The 15,866-nt window shown below is 41.4% G+C and carries 11 protein-coding genes, 1 rRNA gene and 1 pseudogene (1 of these 13 running past the window's edge); 10 read left to right on the top strand and 3 right to left on the bottom strand.

Going from position 1 to position 15,866, the window contains the following annotated elements:
• Positions 1-94 precede the first annotated feature (94 nt).
• Together G8O30_RS01805 and G8O30_RS01810 are read right to left on the bottom strand one after the other, a co-directional pair.
• Positions 95-4,524, bottom strand: a pseudogene (locus G8O30_RS01805) (glutamate synthase-related protein).
• 222 nt (positions 4,525-4,746) lie between these two features.
• On the bottom strand, positions 4,747-6,042 hold the full coding sequence (locus G8O30_RS01810; RefSeq protein ID WP_239673312.1) for a glutamate-1-semialdehyde 2,1-aminomutase: 1,296 nt from the start codon (positions 6,040-6,042) through the stop codon (positions 4,747-4,749).
• 530 nt (positions 6,043-6,572) lie between these two features.
• Between G8O30_RS01810 and G8O30_RS01815 the strand changes: the two genes are divergently transcribed.
• From G8O30_RS01815 to perR, 8 genes are all read left to right on the top strand, one after another.
• The gene (locus G8O30_RS01815; RefSeq protein ID WP_239673313.1) at positions 6,573-7,616 is read left to right on the top strand and encodes an ABC transporter ATP-binding protein; all 1,044 of its coding nucleotides are present in this window, start codon (positions 6,573-6,575) and stop codon (positions 7,614-7,616) included.
• Positions 7,617-7,625: 9 nt separating this feature from the next.
• Positions 7,626-8,417 carry an ABC transporter permease gene (locus G8O30_RS01820; protein WP_239673314.1) on the top strand — a complete coding sequence of 264 codons (792 nt, stop codon included), beginning with the start codon at positions 7,626-7,628 and terminating at the stop codon, positions 8,415-8,417.
• Between the two features lie 3 nt (positions 8,418-8,420).
• On the top strand, positions 8,421-9,206 hold the full coding sequence (locus G8O30_RS01825) for an ABC transporter permease (protein WP_239673315.1): 786 nt from the start codon (positions 8,421-8,423) through the stop codon (positions 9,204-9,206).
• A 73-nt stretch (positions 9,207-9,279) separates the two neighbouring features.
• A complete protein-coding gene (locus G8O30_RS01830; protein ID WP_239673316.1) occupies positions 9,280-9,696 on the top strand; it encodes a potassium channel family protein in 417 nt (138 codons plus the stop codon).
• 54 nt (positions 9,697-9,750) lie between these two features.
• Positions 9,751-10,218: a thioredoxin-dependent thiol peroxidase gene (gene bcp, locus G8O30_RS01835; protein ID WP_239673317.1), complete on the top strand. Its 468-nt coding sequence runs from the start codon at positions 9,751-9,753 to the stop codon at positions 10,216-10,218.
• 639 nt (positions 10,219-10,857) lie between these two features.
• A complete protein-coding gene (locus tag G8O30_RS01840; RefSeq protein WP_239673318.1) occupies positions 10,858-11,808 on the top strand; it encodes a D-2-hydroxyacid dehydrogenase in 951 nt (316 codons plus the stop codon).
• A gap of 2 nt (positions 11,809-11,810) precedes the next feature.
• Positions 11,811-12,359, top strand: coding sequence for a cob(I)yrinic acid a,c-diamide adenosyltransferase (locus G8O30_RS01845; RefSeq protein ID WP_239672982.1), 549 nt, complete (start codon positions 11,811-11,813; stop codon positions 12,357-12,359).
• Between the two features lie 125 nt (positions 12,360-12,484).
• Entirely contained in the window at positions 12,485-12,925 is a 441-nt protein-coding gene (gene perR, locus G8O30_RS01850; protein WP_239674463.1) for a peroxide-responsive transcriptional repressor PerR, read from the top strand.
• Positions 12,926-12,966: 41 nt separating this feature from the next.
• Here perR and G8O30_RS01855 read toward each other — a convergent pair whose 3' ends face one another.
• Positions 12,967-13,323: a YgzB family protein gene (locus G8O30_RS01855; protein ID WP_239673319.1), complete on the bottom strand. Its 357-nt coding sequence runs from the start codon at positions 13,321-13,323 to the stop codon at positions 12,967-12,969.
• A 121-nt stretch (positions 13,324-13,444) separates the two neighbouring features.
• Here G8O30_RS01855 and G8O30_RS01860 point away from each other — a divergent pair, with 121 nt between their 5' ends.
• Positions 13,445-14,314, top strand: coding sequence for a nucleotidyltransferase-like protein (locus G8O30_RS01860; RefSeq protein ID WP_239673320.1), 870 nt, complete (start codon positions 13,445-13,447; stop codon positions 14,312-14,314).
• Positions 14,315-14,552: 238 nt separating this feature from the next.
• Positions 14,553-15,866, top strand: a 16S ribosomal RNA gene (locus tag G8O30_RS01865); it runs 236 nt beyond the window's last position.

Genomic DNA, 15,866 nt, shown 5'->3' on the forward strand with positions numbered 1-15,866 from the left:
GAAAATATAAAAGAATCATGAGTTGTGGAAGAAAACACTTTAACTACTAAGGAGGGAATATAGAAAAACGGAAGGCATTGGCCTTCCGCTTTTATTATTCCGTAGAAACAGATGGATCTGCCTGCTCTTTTACCGGTACTACTTGCAAGAAGTGGTTCGTTGGGTCTGCAAGCAACGCTTTTAAAGAGGCTGCAGTCTCTTGCTGACCGTCCTTTTCTAGTTCTGTTACGTAGCTAGTTAAAAGCTCTTGTACATCTTTTACACCAGTAGAAGAAAGTTCCGTTAAGGTAACTTTTGCTCCTTTAGCAAGACGGTTTTGCAGTGCTTTCTTTGTTAAGCCCATCTCTGGTTGTAGTCTAAAATAGACAGCTCCACCAGTCATTCCTGCACATGCCCAAGGACCAGGATCGCCTAATACAAGACCGCGTCCATTGGTCATGTATTCAAATGCAAATCCTTTTATGGATGCAGTGGTGCCTAGATTAGCACCAGACTCTTTTGCAGGAGTAGTTAGCTGGTCTCCTATAATCAAATCAGCGCCTGATAAGCGAATTCCCGCACGAGCGTCTGCTCTACCTTGCACAATAAATGTTCCTTTTTGAGCACCATAACCAAAGCCTTTACCAGTGGAACCTCCAACTAACTGTCCGTTAGCTCCAAACGATTTCAAGATAGCTATACTTCCCCGAATGCCGTCTTTGCTAAGCCATCTTGTGCACCACCTTGCACGTTGATATGAACACCATCTGTATTGTAGGCACCAAGTCCGTTACCAGGAATTGAACCATCTTTATAGTGAAGGTGGATAGGATCTAGTCCTTTATAGCCGCCGTTTAAACGTCCACGAACACGGTGTCCAGCTGGTCGACTTGCTAATACACGTTGTTCTGATGTAATAGAAGCAAACTGTCGAGATGTAGATAATTCTTCTACTTTATAATCAAGGTATTCAGCTCCAACGGCAGAAGCGACAAGTAAAGAAGGAGAAGAAGGCTCTTCTTTATTTTTAAACGCTACAGCTTCAATGGATAAAGTCTTTAAAAGGTACGTTAAATCCATCGATTGCTGATCGCGATGTTGCTCGAGTAAATCGGAACGTCCCACGATATCTTGTGTATTTGTAAAGCCTAAAGCTGCTGTTAACGCACGAAGCTCGTTCCCAAAAGCAGTGAAGAAGTTAACTAACCCTTGAACAGCTAAATCGGATTGTCTTGGAACAAATCGTCGTAGACCGTGTTCCTTAGCTTGAGCCTCTGACTCAATTTGGGTTGCAATGCCGACGTGACAAGTATCCAAGTGACAACCTCTACATGTTGTACACCCAATAGCAATCATGGAAAGGGTACCGAAACCGATTCTGTTCGCACCAAGTAACATCACTTTTAATACATCAGATACACTCTTAATTCCTCCATCAGCCCAAAGCTCCACGTTCCCACGAAGTCCTGCTTCTAGTAACGCGTTATGTGCTGCTTTGACGCCAATTTCAACAGGTAATCCAACATGCTGCAGTGCATGGATACGTGCAGCTCCAGTTCCGCCGTCAAAACCACTGAGGGTAATAATATCTGCACCAGCTTTAGCGATTCCAACAGCAATGGTTCCAATGTTAGGCACAACAGGAACTTTCACAGCTACCTTTGCTTGATCGTTTGCCGTTTTTAGTTCATGAATCATTTGCGCTAAATCTTCAATAGAGTAGATATCGTGATTGTTAGAAGGTGAAATTAAGTCTGAACCGATTGTCGCGTTTCGAGCTTCTGCAATCTTCGCCGTAACTTTTGATCCCGGTAAATGTCCACCTTCACCCGGTTTCGCTCCTTGCCCTATTTTGATTTCTAGTAAGTTAGAAGAATTAAGAAGTTCAGCGTTTACTCCAAAACGGCCGGAAGCGATTTGCTGTCCTCGAGTGCGCGGGTATCGACCAAGCATTTCTTTCATCTCGCCGCCTTCACCGTTTAAACTAACCATGTTAAGTCGGTCAGCAGCTTCGGCATAAGCTTTAAACGCAATTTCGTTTTGAGAACCAAAGGACATGGATGCAATAACGAATGGTAGGGAATGCTCACCAACAGAAATATCCACATCGTCTGGTGAAACAGTGGAATCCTTCTCCACGAATTTTGTTAGGTGACGGATCGTAGTTGGATTACTTGTTTCCATCTCATCTAACTTTTCACGATAAGCGGTATATTCGCCAGTTTTAGCTACATCTCCGATAGACTTCCAAATACGTGGGAAGAGGGAGAAGCTTTTCGCGTGTCGTTGCTTTTCGTCTTCGTAATCTGCTTTTCTAGCCATCGCATCTTCTTTCCAATAGTCCCAGTCTCTTCTTAAATTTTTGGATCCAAAGAAGTTAGGGATCTTTAAAATATCCGTAATTTCTTCGTTTAATCCAATGGCAGAGAAGAGGCGACTATATCCTCGAAGCTCGTGAATACCAATGGTCGAAATGACTTTTTCCATACCTTTTGTTAAAGCTTCATGAAGTCGTTTAGTAGAATCCTCGTCATCGGAAGCTACAGTTGTAAACAATAGATATGGGCTTACTAGATCTGCTCCTAAACCAAGACAAACCATTAAGTCGTGCAGAGTACGTAAGGAGCCAGAACGTACGACCAGTGAGGCTTTACGACGTATTTTATTTATACGTAACGCTCTGTCCACTGCAGACACTGCAATCATTGGATCTAGCCATAACTGTTGATGATGTGCAAGAGCATCGTCTAACACTAAGAAGGAAGCTCCGTCTTTTACAAGTTTAACTGCCTCATTCTCTAAAGCTTTTAACCTACTAGGAATGGTATCCTCGTTACTAAAAGATAAAGATAGTGATTTAGTCTTTTCTCCAAACGCTTTCATTAATTGGTCTAAAGAAGGATGCTTTAACGTGTCAGCTAAATCGTTACCTACAGCTCCTTCTAGTAATAAAGGTGATGTAAGTTCAATTGTTTTTGCAAGAGGTGCACCATCCCAAAATGGTCTAGCTCCAACTACTACTCTAGTAGAAAAATGTTCGGTTTCACGATCGCGGTCAATGGCTGGATTTGTTACGACAGCTACACTTTCCTTGATAAAATCAGCAACATTCTTTCGACCAGTATCAATAGCAGCTAAAGGAGAATCATGTCCTAACGATCGAATTGGTTCAATGCCTTTTTCAGCCATTTGCTCTGCAAGCTGTATCTGTTCACGATCCCAACCGTACGCATTATACTGTCCGGCAGTTACCGTATCTTGGTGAAGGAAGTGGACATTTTTCTCCAATACAGCGCTTGTTGCACGTTCTCTGTAACCTTTGAAATCCACACGCTTTTTCATTTTTTCAAACACTCGATTTTGATAGTTCTCCAGAGTGTAACGCTTCAAAGTACCGTCTTCATAATGGAAGCCCACTTTTTCTCCAGGAGCTAGAGGAATAGGATCCTCTACATACGTTGAGTTTGGTAGAATACCAGGTTCTGATGAAAACAAATAAGAAGAAGGAGTGCTTAATTGCCACAACGGTCGTAGCCCTAAAGAATCCACACTAAAAACTGCTTCATTTCCGAACCTAGACACAATCCCAGCTGGACCTTGTGCAAAGTGTCCAAACGATTCTCTCAGGAAAACATATAAATCTTGTAGGTGTGTCGGCATCGCAAAAATTTCATTCATGATAGGCGGAAAGACTACATCCATTGCTTCAAACAGACTTAATCCATCTCTTTCAATAAATGTTTCAATCGTTCTATTTAAATCTTGAGAGTCACTACCTTGATGAGTTAGTGTCACAGAAAGAGCTTCTGCCTCTTCACGTAACTTACTAATCGTATTAATTTCTCCGTTATGTCCTAGTAAACTAAATGGCTGCACACGAAAAAAAGAGGATTGAGTATTTGTTGAATAACGGTTATGTCCTAATGTAATAGTAGAAGCCATCTTTGGATGACGAAGGTCTGGATAATATGTTCGAAGTGTATCACCAGCTCCCATTACCTTGTACACAACGACAGATTTACTTAGTGAGGCAACATGAAAGTTTTTGTTTTCTTCTAATTGAATCGTTAATGGTAATAAAGAAGTTACGTTTGAATGCACTAGTGCAACTTGCCAAAATGTTGGATTTTCACTTAGTGCGATGGGTCCTAAAGCAGTAATGTCTGCCGCTTCAGTAGAGGAATATAGTAGAGTGTATCCTTGTTCGTTAAACAGGTTTGTTGTTTCGCGTATTAACTCACTTGCAGTATCTTTTTGTAGAAAGAAATGTCCAACAATAAAAGAATCATCATATGCAAGAGATCCATCCAGTCCAACAGACCTAAGTTTTTCTTCCCAAAGTGCGCGAGGGATATCGGTATGAATACCAGCACCATCGCCTTCACCATTAATAAAGCCAGCACGGTGATTCATCGTAACTAATGCATCGATACATGCTTGCACATTGTGATTAGTAGGGATTTGCTCTTTTTCAAGACTTGCTACAATACCGCAAGCATCGTGTTCCTGAACTGCAAAATTCGTAAATTGCTCCATTGATTGCATCACGACGTTCTTTGTCATCTGCAGCACCTCCGTGTAAAGAATGACCGAATTCACATATATATTAAAAAATTCAGAATACTTATATGGTAGCATACCTAGTGTATGAATTCAAATAATTATTCGTTCTGCTGAATAAAAGTACAAGTCTAAAAGTAAGCGTTTTCAATAAAAATCTATATAAAAAAGCAACTACCGTAAAATAGTAGTTGCTTTATACACTATTTATGCGTTTTTTAACTGTTCGAATGCTTTATTTACCGCAAGTAATGTCGTGTCAATATCTTCGTCTGTATGGGCAGTAGTCAAGAACCACGCTTCATACTTAGATGGAGCTAGATTAATTCCTTGAGCCAACATTAGCTTAAAGAATTTCGCAAATTGCTCCCCATCCGTTGCCTCCGCTTGCTCGTAGTTCACGACCTTTTCATCTGTAAAATAAATAGTGAGTGCACCTTTTAAGCGGTTCGTGGTAATGGTAATTCCGTGCTCCTTCGCTGCTGCTAAAATACCATCTTCAAGCTTTGCCCCAAGGCGATCTAACTCTTCATAAACGCCATCTTGCTTTAACACTTCTAAACAAGCGATTCCGGAAAGAATAGAAGCTGGATTACCAGCCATCGTACCTGCTTGGTAGGCAGGGCCTAATGGAGCAACGTGTTCCATAATATCCGCGCGGCCACCGTATGCACCAATTGGAAGTCCGCCACCAATAATTTTTCCTAGTGCCGTTAAATCTGGCTTTACTTGAAGCATATCTTGCGCACCACCATACATAAAGCGGAAGGCAGTGATTACTTCATCGTAAATAACTAGAGCTCCAGCATCGTGGGTAATTCTATTAACTTCCTCTAAGAAACCAGGATGAGGTTCGACAATACCGAAGTTTCCGACGATCGGTTCTACTAGTACTGCAGCTACTTCATCTCCCCAGCGATCCATCGCAGCTTTGTATGACTCAATATCATTAAAAGGAACAGTGATAACTTCTTTCGCGATGGCTTTTGTAACTCCAGCGGAATCTGGCGTCCCAAGAGTAGAAGGTCCAGAGCCTGCAGCAACTAGTACTAAGTCAGAATGGCCGTGGTAACATCCTGCAAATTTAATAATTTTATCTCGACCAGTATATGCACGAGCAACACGAATCGTTGTCATGACAGCTTCTGTACCAGAGTTTACAAACCTTACTTTGTCCATATACGGCATAGCTTCCTTAATCATCTTCGCGAATTTAATTTCATGCGGAGTTGGCGTTCCGTATAATACGCCATTCTCTGCCGCATACGTGATTGCTTTCGTGATGTGCGGGTGTGCATGCCCTGTGATAATCGGACCGTATGCTGCTAAGTAGTCAATGTACTTATTTCCATCCACGTCCCAAAAGTAGGCTCCTTTCGCGCGCTCCATCGTTACCGGAGCTCCGCCGCCAACTGCTTTATAAGAGCGGGAAGGACTGTTAACCCCACCAACTATATGTAGAAGAGCTTCTTCATGTAACTGCTCTGATTTATTCCAATTCATGATTAATCCTCCTAAGCTTTCAAACTAGTAACTATTGTAGTCTCCATCGGTAGGTAAAGCAAATGGTCGATATTTGAAATGAGTGTTCTATACCCATCTCGGATTCGGAAGTTGGCGGTGAGAAGAGAATAGAGGCGCTCTATACCCATCTCAGAGGCGTAAGTTGGCGGTGAGGAGGGAATAGAGGCGTTCTATACGCATCTCGGAGGAGGAAATTGCCGGTGAGAAGAGAATACAGGCGTTCTATACTCATCTCGGAGGAGGAAGTTGATGGTGAGAAGAGAATAGAGGCGCTCTATACCCATCTCGGTGGAGGAAGTTGATGGTGAGAAGAGAATAGAGGCGCTCTATACCCATCTCGGAGGAGGAAGTTGGCGGTGAGAATAGAATAGGCGCGTCCCAAACTTACGAAGGAAGAGAAAATCCGCTGCTAGATGAGAATAGACACGATCTCCAAGCACGAAAAGACTGAACACAGCCTTCATGTGTTACACTAGACTGCGGCAATTAAATAGCTAGGAGGTTTCAAAATGAAGGATGCGATAGTAGTAAACAATCTTCGAAAAGAATTCCGAGTATATTCTAGTCGTCCTGGACTTGCAGGCGCTTTTCGAGACCTTTTAAATAGACAGTCTAAAATAGTTCCAGCTGTAAAAGACATTAGCTTTACTGTGAAGCAAGGAGAAATGGTGGGATACATCGGAGAAAATGGAGCAGGAAAATCTACGACGATAAAAATGCTAACCGGAATCCTTTCTCCAACAAGTGGGACGGTTCGCGTAAATGGCATGGACCCGCATAAAGAAAGAGAGAAATTCGTAAAGACGATTGGTGTAGTGTTCGGTCAGCGTTCTCAATTATGGTGGGACATTGCGGTGCAAGAATCCTTTAGACTTTTAAAGAAAGTGTATAACGTTCCAGATGACTTGTACGAAGATCACATGGAATTAATTATCCGCACGCTGGATATAGAACCACTCTTGGATAAACCAGTTCGTAAACTTTCATTAGGGCAGCGAATGAGATGCGAGCTTGCAGCGGCGCTTATTCATAATCCAAAACTCTTATTCTTAGACGAACCAACAATTGGATTAGACGTTTTAGTAAAAGTAAAGATTCGTCAATTTTTAAAAGAAATAAACGAGCGCTATAATACGACAATACTTTTAACCACTCATGACTTAAGTGACATTGAAGCACTATGTGAACGTGTGGTGATGCTAGACGAAGGACAAATCATTTATGATGGCAGTCTCCTTCAACTTAAGCAAAACTGGGGAGATCAGAAAATCATTCACATGAAATTCCTAGATGATATCCCAGTGGAAGTGTTGCAAATGCACACGGATTCCGTTGCACAACAAAAGTGGATGTATGACGAGAAAGAGCAGCGTTATTCCATTGTACTTGGTGCAGACGAGGAAGTTATTTCTCAGCTAATTAAACATGTTGTGGAAGCTTTCCCTATCAAAGATATTCATATAGAAGAAACATCTACGGAAGATATTATTCAAAAAATCTACGAAAAAGGTTCTGCAGAAAACGATAACAAAGCTGCAAAAGCCATAGGGTAGGTGTGGAAATTGGCAAAGTATATGGAAATGATGCGAATACGTTTCTTAATGATGTTAGCGTACCGCACGAATTATTACAGTGGCATTTTAATTTATTCTATTAACATTGGTGCGTATTACTTCCTTTGGCAAGCAATCTATTCTGGTCAAGATGACATCCAAGGATTATCTGCTATCCAGATGACAACGTATATTGCTGTATCTTGGATGGTAAGGGCATTTTACTTTAATAACATTGACCGAGAAATAGCCATGGAGATTAAAGAGGGGAAAGTAGCGGTTGAACTCATACGACCTTATTCTTACCTTGGGATGAAAACCATGCAGGCTTTCGGAGAAGGAATCTTCCGTATTGCCTTTTTCTCCATACCAGGAATGATCATCGTTGCGTTTATCTTCCCGATGGAGTTCACAACAACCTTCTCGACTTGGGCTCTATTTGCATGTTCTTTATTGTTTAGCTTTATGATCAATACGCAAATCAATCTCTTAACAGGGATGACAACGTTCTTCTTATTTAACAATGATGGCTTAATTCGCGCGAAACGAGTAGTGATTGATCTATTCTCTGGACTATTATTACCGATTAGTTTCTTTCCACTTTGGGCGCAAAACATCATGCAGTTTTTACCGTTTCAAGGAATCAGTTATGTACCAAGTATGATTTTCACGGAAGGATTTGTCGGAAATGAGATTTGGAATGCACTTCTTCTACAAGTAGTGTGGGTCTTCCTTCTGATGATTCCGATTCAACTGCTATGGGTGACTGCTAAAAAACAAATGGTCATTCAAGGAGGGTAAGAAATGTTTTATATAAATATGTTCTTTCGTTACATTGCGCAATATATGAAAACGAGGCTGCAATATCGAGCAGATCTTATTGTTGAAATTTTTTCTGATTTACTGTTTCAAGCTGTTAACTTAATTTTTATTCTTGTAGTGTTCGGGCATACAACTTTATTAAACGGGTGGAGTAGGGAAGAAATCATCTTTATCTATGGATTCTTCTTAGTTCCTTTTGCGATTTTTTCTACGTTCTTTAACATCTGGGATTTTAACGAACGCTATATAGTAAAAGGGGAATTTGACCGTATTTTAACGAGACCAATCCATTCATTATTTCAGATTATCTTAGAAAGAATGGAACTAGAGTCGTTGTTTGGGATTGTAACTGGAATTGCAGTCATGATTTATGCTGGCTCTGAGTTAGGACTCGACTTAGCATGGTACGACCCATTGATCTTTATTGTACTTTCGTTAGGTGGAGCTCTAGTGTATGCTGGCATATTCATCTCCCTTGCGAGTATCGGCTTTTGGTCTGATGCACGTACGTCGATCATGCCGATGATGTATAACATCGGAAATTACGGAAGATATCCAGTAGATATTTACAACCGTGCGATCCGGTTTGTTCTGACATGGATTTTACCTTTTGCCTTCGTGGGTGTGTATCCAGCAGCGTATTTCTTAGGTCGCTCCGAGTGGTTTGGTTACGCATTTTTAACACCAGTAGTTGGCGTAGCCTTCTTTGTTCTTTCTGTCGTTCTGTGGAACGCTGGGGTTAAGAGATATCGAGGAGCGGGAAATTAAAATTTCGAATATCCTTCTTTCTTTCAACGTACTTATAAAGGACAAGTACTAATGAAAGGAAGGAGGATTTTTTATGTTTTGGATTGGTCAATTAGCGATAGTTGTCATTATGATTATGGGGTTTATAACACTTTGCCAACCAAAATCACCTGGCACTCCTTATCTTTCCGTGCGTCATTTATGGATTTTGACTTGTGTGTATTTACAGATGCTAATAGGCTTTGGCTTTTTATATATGCTTTATCACTGGAATGGACATGCGGTGTTACAACAGTTAGGATCCACTCCACCAGAACCGACGTTGGATGATTTATGGACGATGTTTTATTTCAGTGCGACGACGTTATTTTCTCTAGGTTACGGAGATTTTGTGCCTATCGGAATTGGCAGATTAATAGCCGTAATTGAGTCTTTAATCGGCTACATTATTCCGGCTGCGCTGGTGGTTCGTACAGTATTGGACTGGGAGTTGGAAAAGAAAGAGCCTTAAGAGTTGTGATTTCAAGTTGAATTGGATAACCTAGTCACGAAGGAGTGATTAGATATGACATTAGAAGGAAAAAAGGCACCTTTATTTTCTTTACAGGGAAACAATGGAGAGACGTTTTCTTTAGGTGATTACATTGGTAAAAAGGTGATTGTTCTCTACTTTTATCCAAAAGATATGACCCCAGGGTGTACAACACAAGCTTGTGACTTCCGCGATCAATCAGCAGAATTCGAAAACGTGAATGCGATGATCGTAGGGATTAGTCCAGACCCAGTTGCGCGACACGAAAAATTCATCAATAAACACGGACTGCCATTTGAACTGCTAGCAGATGAAAACCACGAAGTAGCAGAAGCTTACGGAGTGTGGCAACTAAAGAAAAATTTCGGAAAAGAGTACATGGGAATCGTACGTTCCACATTTGTCATCGGACTAGATGGAGTGGTTTTAAAAGAATGGACAAAAGTGAAAGTGAAAGGCCACGTAGAAGAAGCATTAGATTTCGTAAAAAGCCAACAATAACACCCATTTTTCACACAATAGGACAGGTGTCCATGCCAAAAGAGGTTTTGTACATATTGTAGAGTAGGGCATACCTCCTCAGATTATATATAGTTTACGAGCTAAAGCGATTTAGCTCGTATTTTTTTGTCGCGTGACGCGACAACTAGGCGTTGGCCACGTGATGTGGCCGGAACTTAGCGTAGTATCCATAATGTTGTTTTAGAATTCGTGACGCGACAACTAGGCGATGGCCACGTGATGTGGCCGGAACTTAGCGTAGTATCCTTTAATTTCCTAGATTTCCGCGACAACTTTATGCTGCCAGCTTTTCTAGCGGCAAGTCGCCGAAGCCACCGAGAAGAGAGCGGTTCCCCATTGACAAGTCGCCGAAGCCGCGGAGAAGAGAGTGATTTACATCGGCAAGTCGCCAAAGCCACGGAGAAGAGAGTGGTTCCCCCGCGGCAAGTCGCCAAAGCCGCCCCGTGTTCAGCAATCCCTAGGCGACAAACGCCAAAAGTCGCCATAAGCCCCGCAATCCCCATGCGGCAAATCCCACAAGTTGCCTCACCCACACCTCAAATCTCCAAAATATAAAAAAAGGATTCTATCTAATAAAATAGAAGTTAATAGATGCATATAGAAGAACGGAGTGAGCATGTGAACATACTTTTTACTTTTGAACCAAATCAAGATTTTCAACAGCACTTTCAGTCAACGTATCAGGACCTTCATTGGACATTCGCCAAATCTATAAGGGAAGCGGAGAAGCGATTAAGTGATGCAGAAGTAATCGTTACATACGGAGAAGATTTAAGAGATCAACATATTGAACAAGCAACTAATTTGAAATGGATTATGGTTGTTTCAGCAGGCTTGGAGAAAATGCCTTTCGCTTCTATACAGAAGAAAAATATTCTAGTTACAAATGCGAGAGGAATTCATGCAATCCCAATGGCGGAGTATACATTAGGTGTCATGATTCATCACGCGAAGCAGATGAAACTGTTAGCACAGCAGGAAGAGGAACATCTATGGAATAGAAGAGTGCCAATGCAAGAACTCTATGGACAAACGGCAATGATTGTAGGAGCTGGTGCAATTGGAACGAGAATTGCACACATTCTCAAAGCGTTTACTATGAATGTGATTGGAGTTAACACATCGGGGACTTTACCAACTCCGTTTGACGAGGCATACTCAATGGAAGATATGGATCAAGCTCTTCCAAATGCGGATTATATTATCTCCATCCTTCCGAGTACTCCAAGCACTATTGATTTTTGGAGAAAACCCCATTTTAAACTAATGAAGTCAACTGCTGTTTTTATTAACATTGGTAGAGGAGATGCTGTTGACGATAAAGTTTTATTGGATACCATGAACAATAATGAGATTGCACATGCTTATTTAGATGTTTTTAAACATGAGCCTCTTCCAAGTGAGCACGCATTTTGGAAACAGGAGAACATCACAGTGACTCCGCATATTTCAAGCATCACCAAAAAATATCTTCCAAGATCTTTTGAAATCTTTGAGCAAAACCTAAAGCTTTTTATAGAAGGACAAGAAGACTTCCAGAATATAATAGACGTGAAAAGAGGGTATTAACGATGAAAATATATACAAAAACAGGTGACAAGGGGCAAACGTCTCTAATCTATGGTTCGCGCGTTGCAAAAAATGATCTTCGAGTGGAGGCGTATGGAACGTGTGATGAAGCAAACTCCGTAATTGGTGTAAGTCTTAGTTTTCTAGATGCTGTGACATTTGAAGGGAAAGAGGCATTCGTGGAGTCTTTGCAAAGAGTACAAACCGAATTGTTCCACGTTGGAGCTGAGCTTGCTACACCCCAAGATAAAAAAGTAACATGGGAACTAAAGGATCAGCACATTAGTATGTTGGAGACGGAGTTAGACAAGTGGGAAGAAGCACTACCTCCGCTTAGACAATTTATTCTACCTTCTGGACATCCAACAGGTGCTCAACTTCACGTTGCTCGTACGATTGTTAGAAGAGCAGAAAGAATAGCGGTTGGAATCGATGGAGTAAATCCATTAGTACTATCTTACCTAAACCGATTATCCGATTACTTATTTGTTGCAGCCAGGTATGTAAATCTACAACTTCAGAAACCAGAGACGCCTTTGCAGATAAAATGATAGTGCATTAGGTAGATACCTTCCTTACGTACTAAAACGTTTGACAGATTCTTCACTAGAGGAGTACACTGTTTATAAAGATTATAAAGTAAGAATAAATACCTTTAAAGGAAGAGAGGTGCATGATGGTGTCCCATGAACACTTACGTGAAGCACTAGATACTTTAAAAAGCACGGGCGTCCGGATTACACCACAGCGCCATGCAATACTTGAATACATGATTGGAGCAATGTCTCATCCAACTGCAGATGATATCTATAAAGCGTTAGAGGGAAAATTCCCTAATATGAGCGTAGCTACAGTCTACAACAACTTACGAGTTTTTAAAGAGGTTGGGCTGGTAAAAGAATTAACATATGGAGATGCTTCCAGTCGTTTTGACTTTGTTACAACAGATCATTATCATGTCATTTGCGAGGACTGCGGTAAGATGGTAGATTTTTCTTACCCTGGACTAGATGAAGTTGAACAACTAGCTGCACATGTCACTGGATTTACCATTAGTCATCATAGAATGGAAATCTACGGATCGTGTCCAGAGTGTTCTAATAAAAAGAAACATTAAAAAGGTGCTGATTGCCAGCACCTTTTTTCTTATAATATCAGCTATTGTTGAATTGTTTTCTTTGAATTATATGATTCATCAAAATCTTTTCCTTCTAATGAAGGATCTAACGTTAGTGGTTCATTGCAATACATACACATATCTACACGTCCTAGTACTTTCGTTAGTTTGTTACAATTTGGACAAACTACTTGTACTGCTCTTGTGGAAAGCATTCCAATCCAAAAGTATACGACAGTGCTGAAAATAATAGATAATAAACCAAGCAACATAAAGATTGTCATAACGATGGGGTATGATTTAAAGAAAATACCTCCATACATAATGATGAAGCCAATAAATACTAAGCTTAAGGCAAATGTTCTAATCTTATTAATTTTATTCGAGTACTTAGCCATTTCGTCTCCCCCTATAATTGCTAGTCTATCACACAGACTTGGAACATTCACCAGTTTCTAAGGGAGGAAAAAGCGAAATTACGTCGAATAATGTCTAAAAAGTAGTTAGGGAGTGGGATACATGGAAGCAAAACTAAGACCGATCTACCAAGAGCGAGCTAGCCATCCAAACACATTAGGAATTGTCCTTATAGAGAAAAAAGATATAGTAAGCCCAGTTACAGATACGTTTGATGTAATTCTTTTTGTCATATTAAAACAAGCGGAAGAAGATGTATTCATTAAACATTATTCTTTTGATGAGAAAAAAGCAGCTCTTCACTTAGTGACGGAAAAACAAGTGTTAGAGTGGCTATTACTAGGAAGTAATCGAAAAATCATTGACTGGTTAATGAACGGGAAAATTGTGTTTGATAGGAATGAATATATTGAGAAGTTAAAAACTGAATTAAACGAGTTTCCTTTCCACGGTAGAAAGTTAAAAATGGGCATTGAGTTTGCTCGCTTGATTAGAAGGTATCGTGACGGGAAGTCCTTTTTTGAAAGTCATCAATATTTAGATGCTTACAATCACATTGTTCATTCTCTTCACCATTTGGCAAGATTAGCTGTCATTGACCATGGTTTTCATCCGGAAGTTACAGTCTGGAATCAAGTGAAAAAAATTGAACCAGAAATTTATAAATTATATGAAGAATTAGTTATGAGTGAAGAGACGATGGAGAAAAGATTAGAGCTGTTGTTCTTGGCTAGTGAACTACTTATACTTCAAAAAGTAGAGCAAGGGTCTGCTCATTTATTCGGTGTATTAGAAGAAAAAGATTCGTGGTCTATTCAGGAATTGTTAAAACATGAAGAAGTAAAGAGTTACGGAATAGATCTAACTGGTATGCTCGAATTCTTAATTGAAAAGCACCAAGTTCATATTCAATTAGAAGAAACAAAAGGGGTAGGAATCTATCACCGCTACTATGCGAAAAAAAACTTTTGAAAATCCGTTGACTTTTGAATAGTATCTTGATATATTATTAAACGTCGCTGCTGACGGAAGTTAGTAGCGACAAAGAAAAATGAAAAAAGTTGTTGACTTCGACTTGTTAATGTGTTAAATTAATAAAGTCGCTGAAAACGACATTGAACTTTGAAAACTAAACAAACCAAGTGCCAACGTTTAATTCAGTTGTTTCTATGAAACAACAAAACAAGTTTTTTATGAGCTAATCAAACATCTATTGGAGAGTTTGATCCTGGCTCAGGACGAACGCTGGCGGCGTGCCTAATACATGCAAGTCGAGCGGACTTGTGGGAGCTTGCTCCCGCAAGTTAGCGGCGGACGGGTGAGTAACACGTGGGTAACCTGCCTGTAAGATTGGGATAACTCCGGGAAACCGGGGCTAATACCGAATAACATCATTTGTCGCATGACAGATGATTCAAAGGTGGCTTCGGCTATCACTTACAGATGGACCCGCGGCGCATTAGCTAGTTGGTGAGGTAACGGCTCACCAAGGCGACGATGCGTAGCCGACCTGAGAGGGTGATCGGCCACACTGGGACTGAGACACGGCCCAGACTCCTACGGGAGGCAGCAGTAGGGAATCTTCCGCAATGGACGAAAGTCTGACGGAGCAACGCCGCGTGAGTGAAGAAGGTTTTCGGATCGTAAAACTCTGTTGTTAGGGAAGAACAAGTACCGTTCGAATAGGGCGGTACCTTGACGGTACCTAACCAGAAAGCCACGGCTAACTACGTGCCAGCAGCCGCGGTAATACGTAGGTGGCAAGCGTTGTCCGGAATTATTGGGCGTAAAGCGCGCGCAGGTGGTTTCTTAAGTCTGATGTGAAAGCCCACGGCTCAACCGTGGAGGGTCATTGGAAACTGGGAAACTTGAGTGCAGAAGAGGAAAGTGGAATTCCACGTGTAGCGGTGAAATGCGTAGAGATGTGGAGGAACACCAGTGGCGAAGGCGACTTTCTGGTCTGTAACTGACACTGAGGCGCGAAAGCGTGGGGAGCAAACAGGATTAGATACCCTGGTAGTCCACGCCGTAAACGATGAGTGCTAAGTGTTGGAGGGTTTCCGCCCTTCAGTGCTGCAGCTAACGCATTAAGCACTCCGCCTGGGGAGTACGGTCGCAAGACTGAAACTCAAAGGAATTGACGGGGGCCCGCACAAGCGGTGGAGCATGTGGTTTAATTCGAAGCAACGCGAAGAACCTTACCAGCTCTTGACATCCTCTGACAACCCTAGAGATAGGGCGTTCCCCTTCGGGGACAGAGTGACAGGTGGTGCATGGTTGTCGTCAGCTCGTGTCGTGAGATGTTGGGTTAAGTCCCGCAACGAGCGCAACCCTTGATCTTAGTTGCCATCATTTAGTTGGGCACTCTAAGGTGACTGCCGGTGACAAACCGGAGGAAGGTGGGGATGACGTCAAATCATCATGCCCCTTATGAGCTGGGCTACACACGTGCTACAATGGACGGTACAAAGGGCTGCAAGACCGCGAGGTTAAGCCAATCCCATAAAACCGTTCTCAGTTCGGA

Source organism: Mangrovibacillus cuniculi (genome assembly GCF_015482585.1).
Taxonomy (GTDB): domain Bacteria; phylum Bacillota; class Bacilli; order Bacillales; family R1DC41; genus Mangrovibacillus; species Mangrovibacillus cuniculi.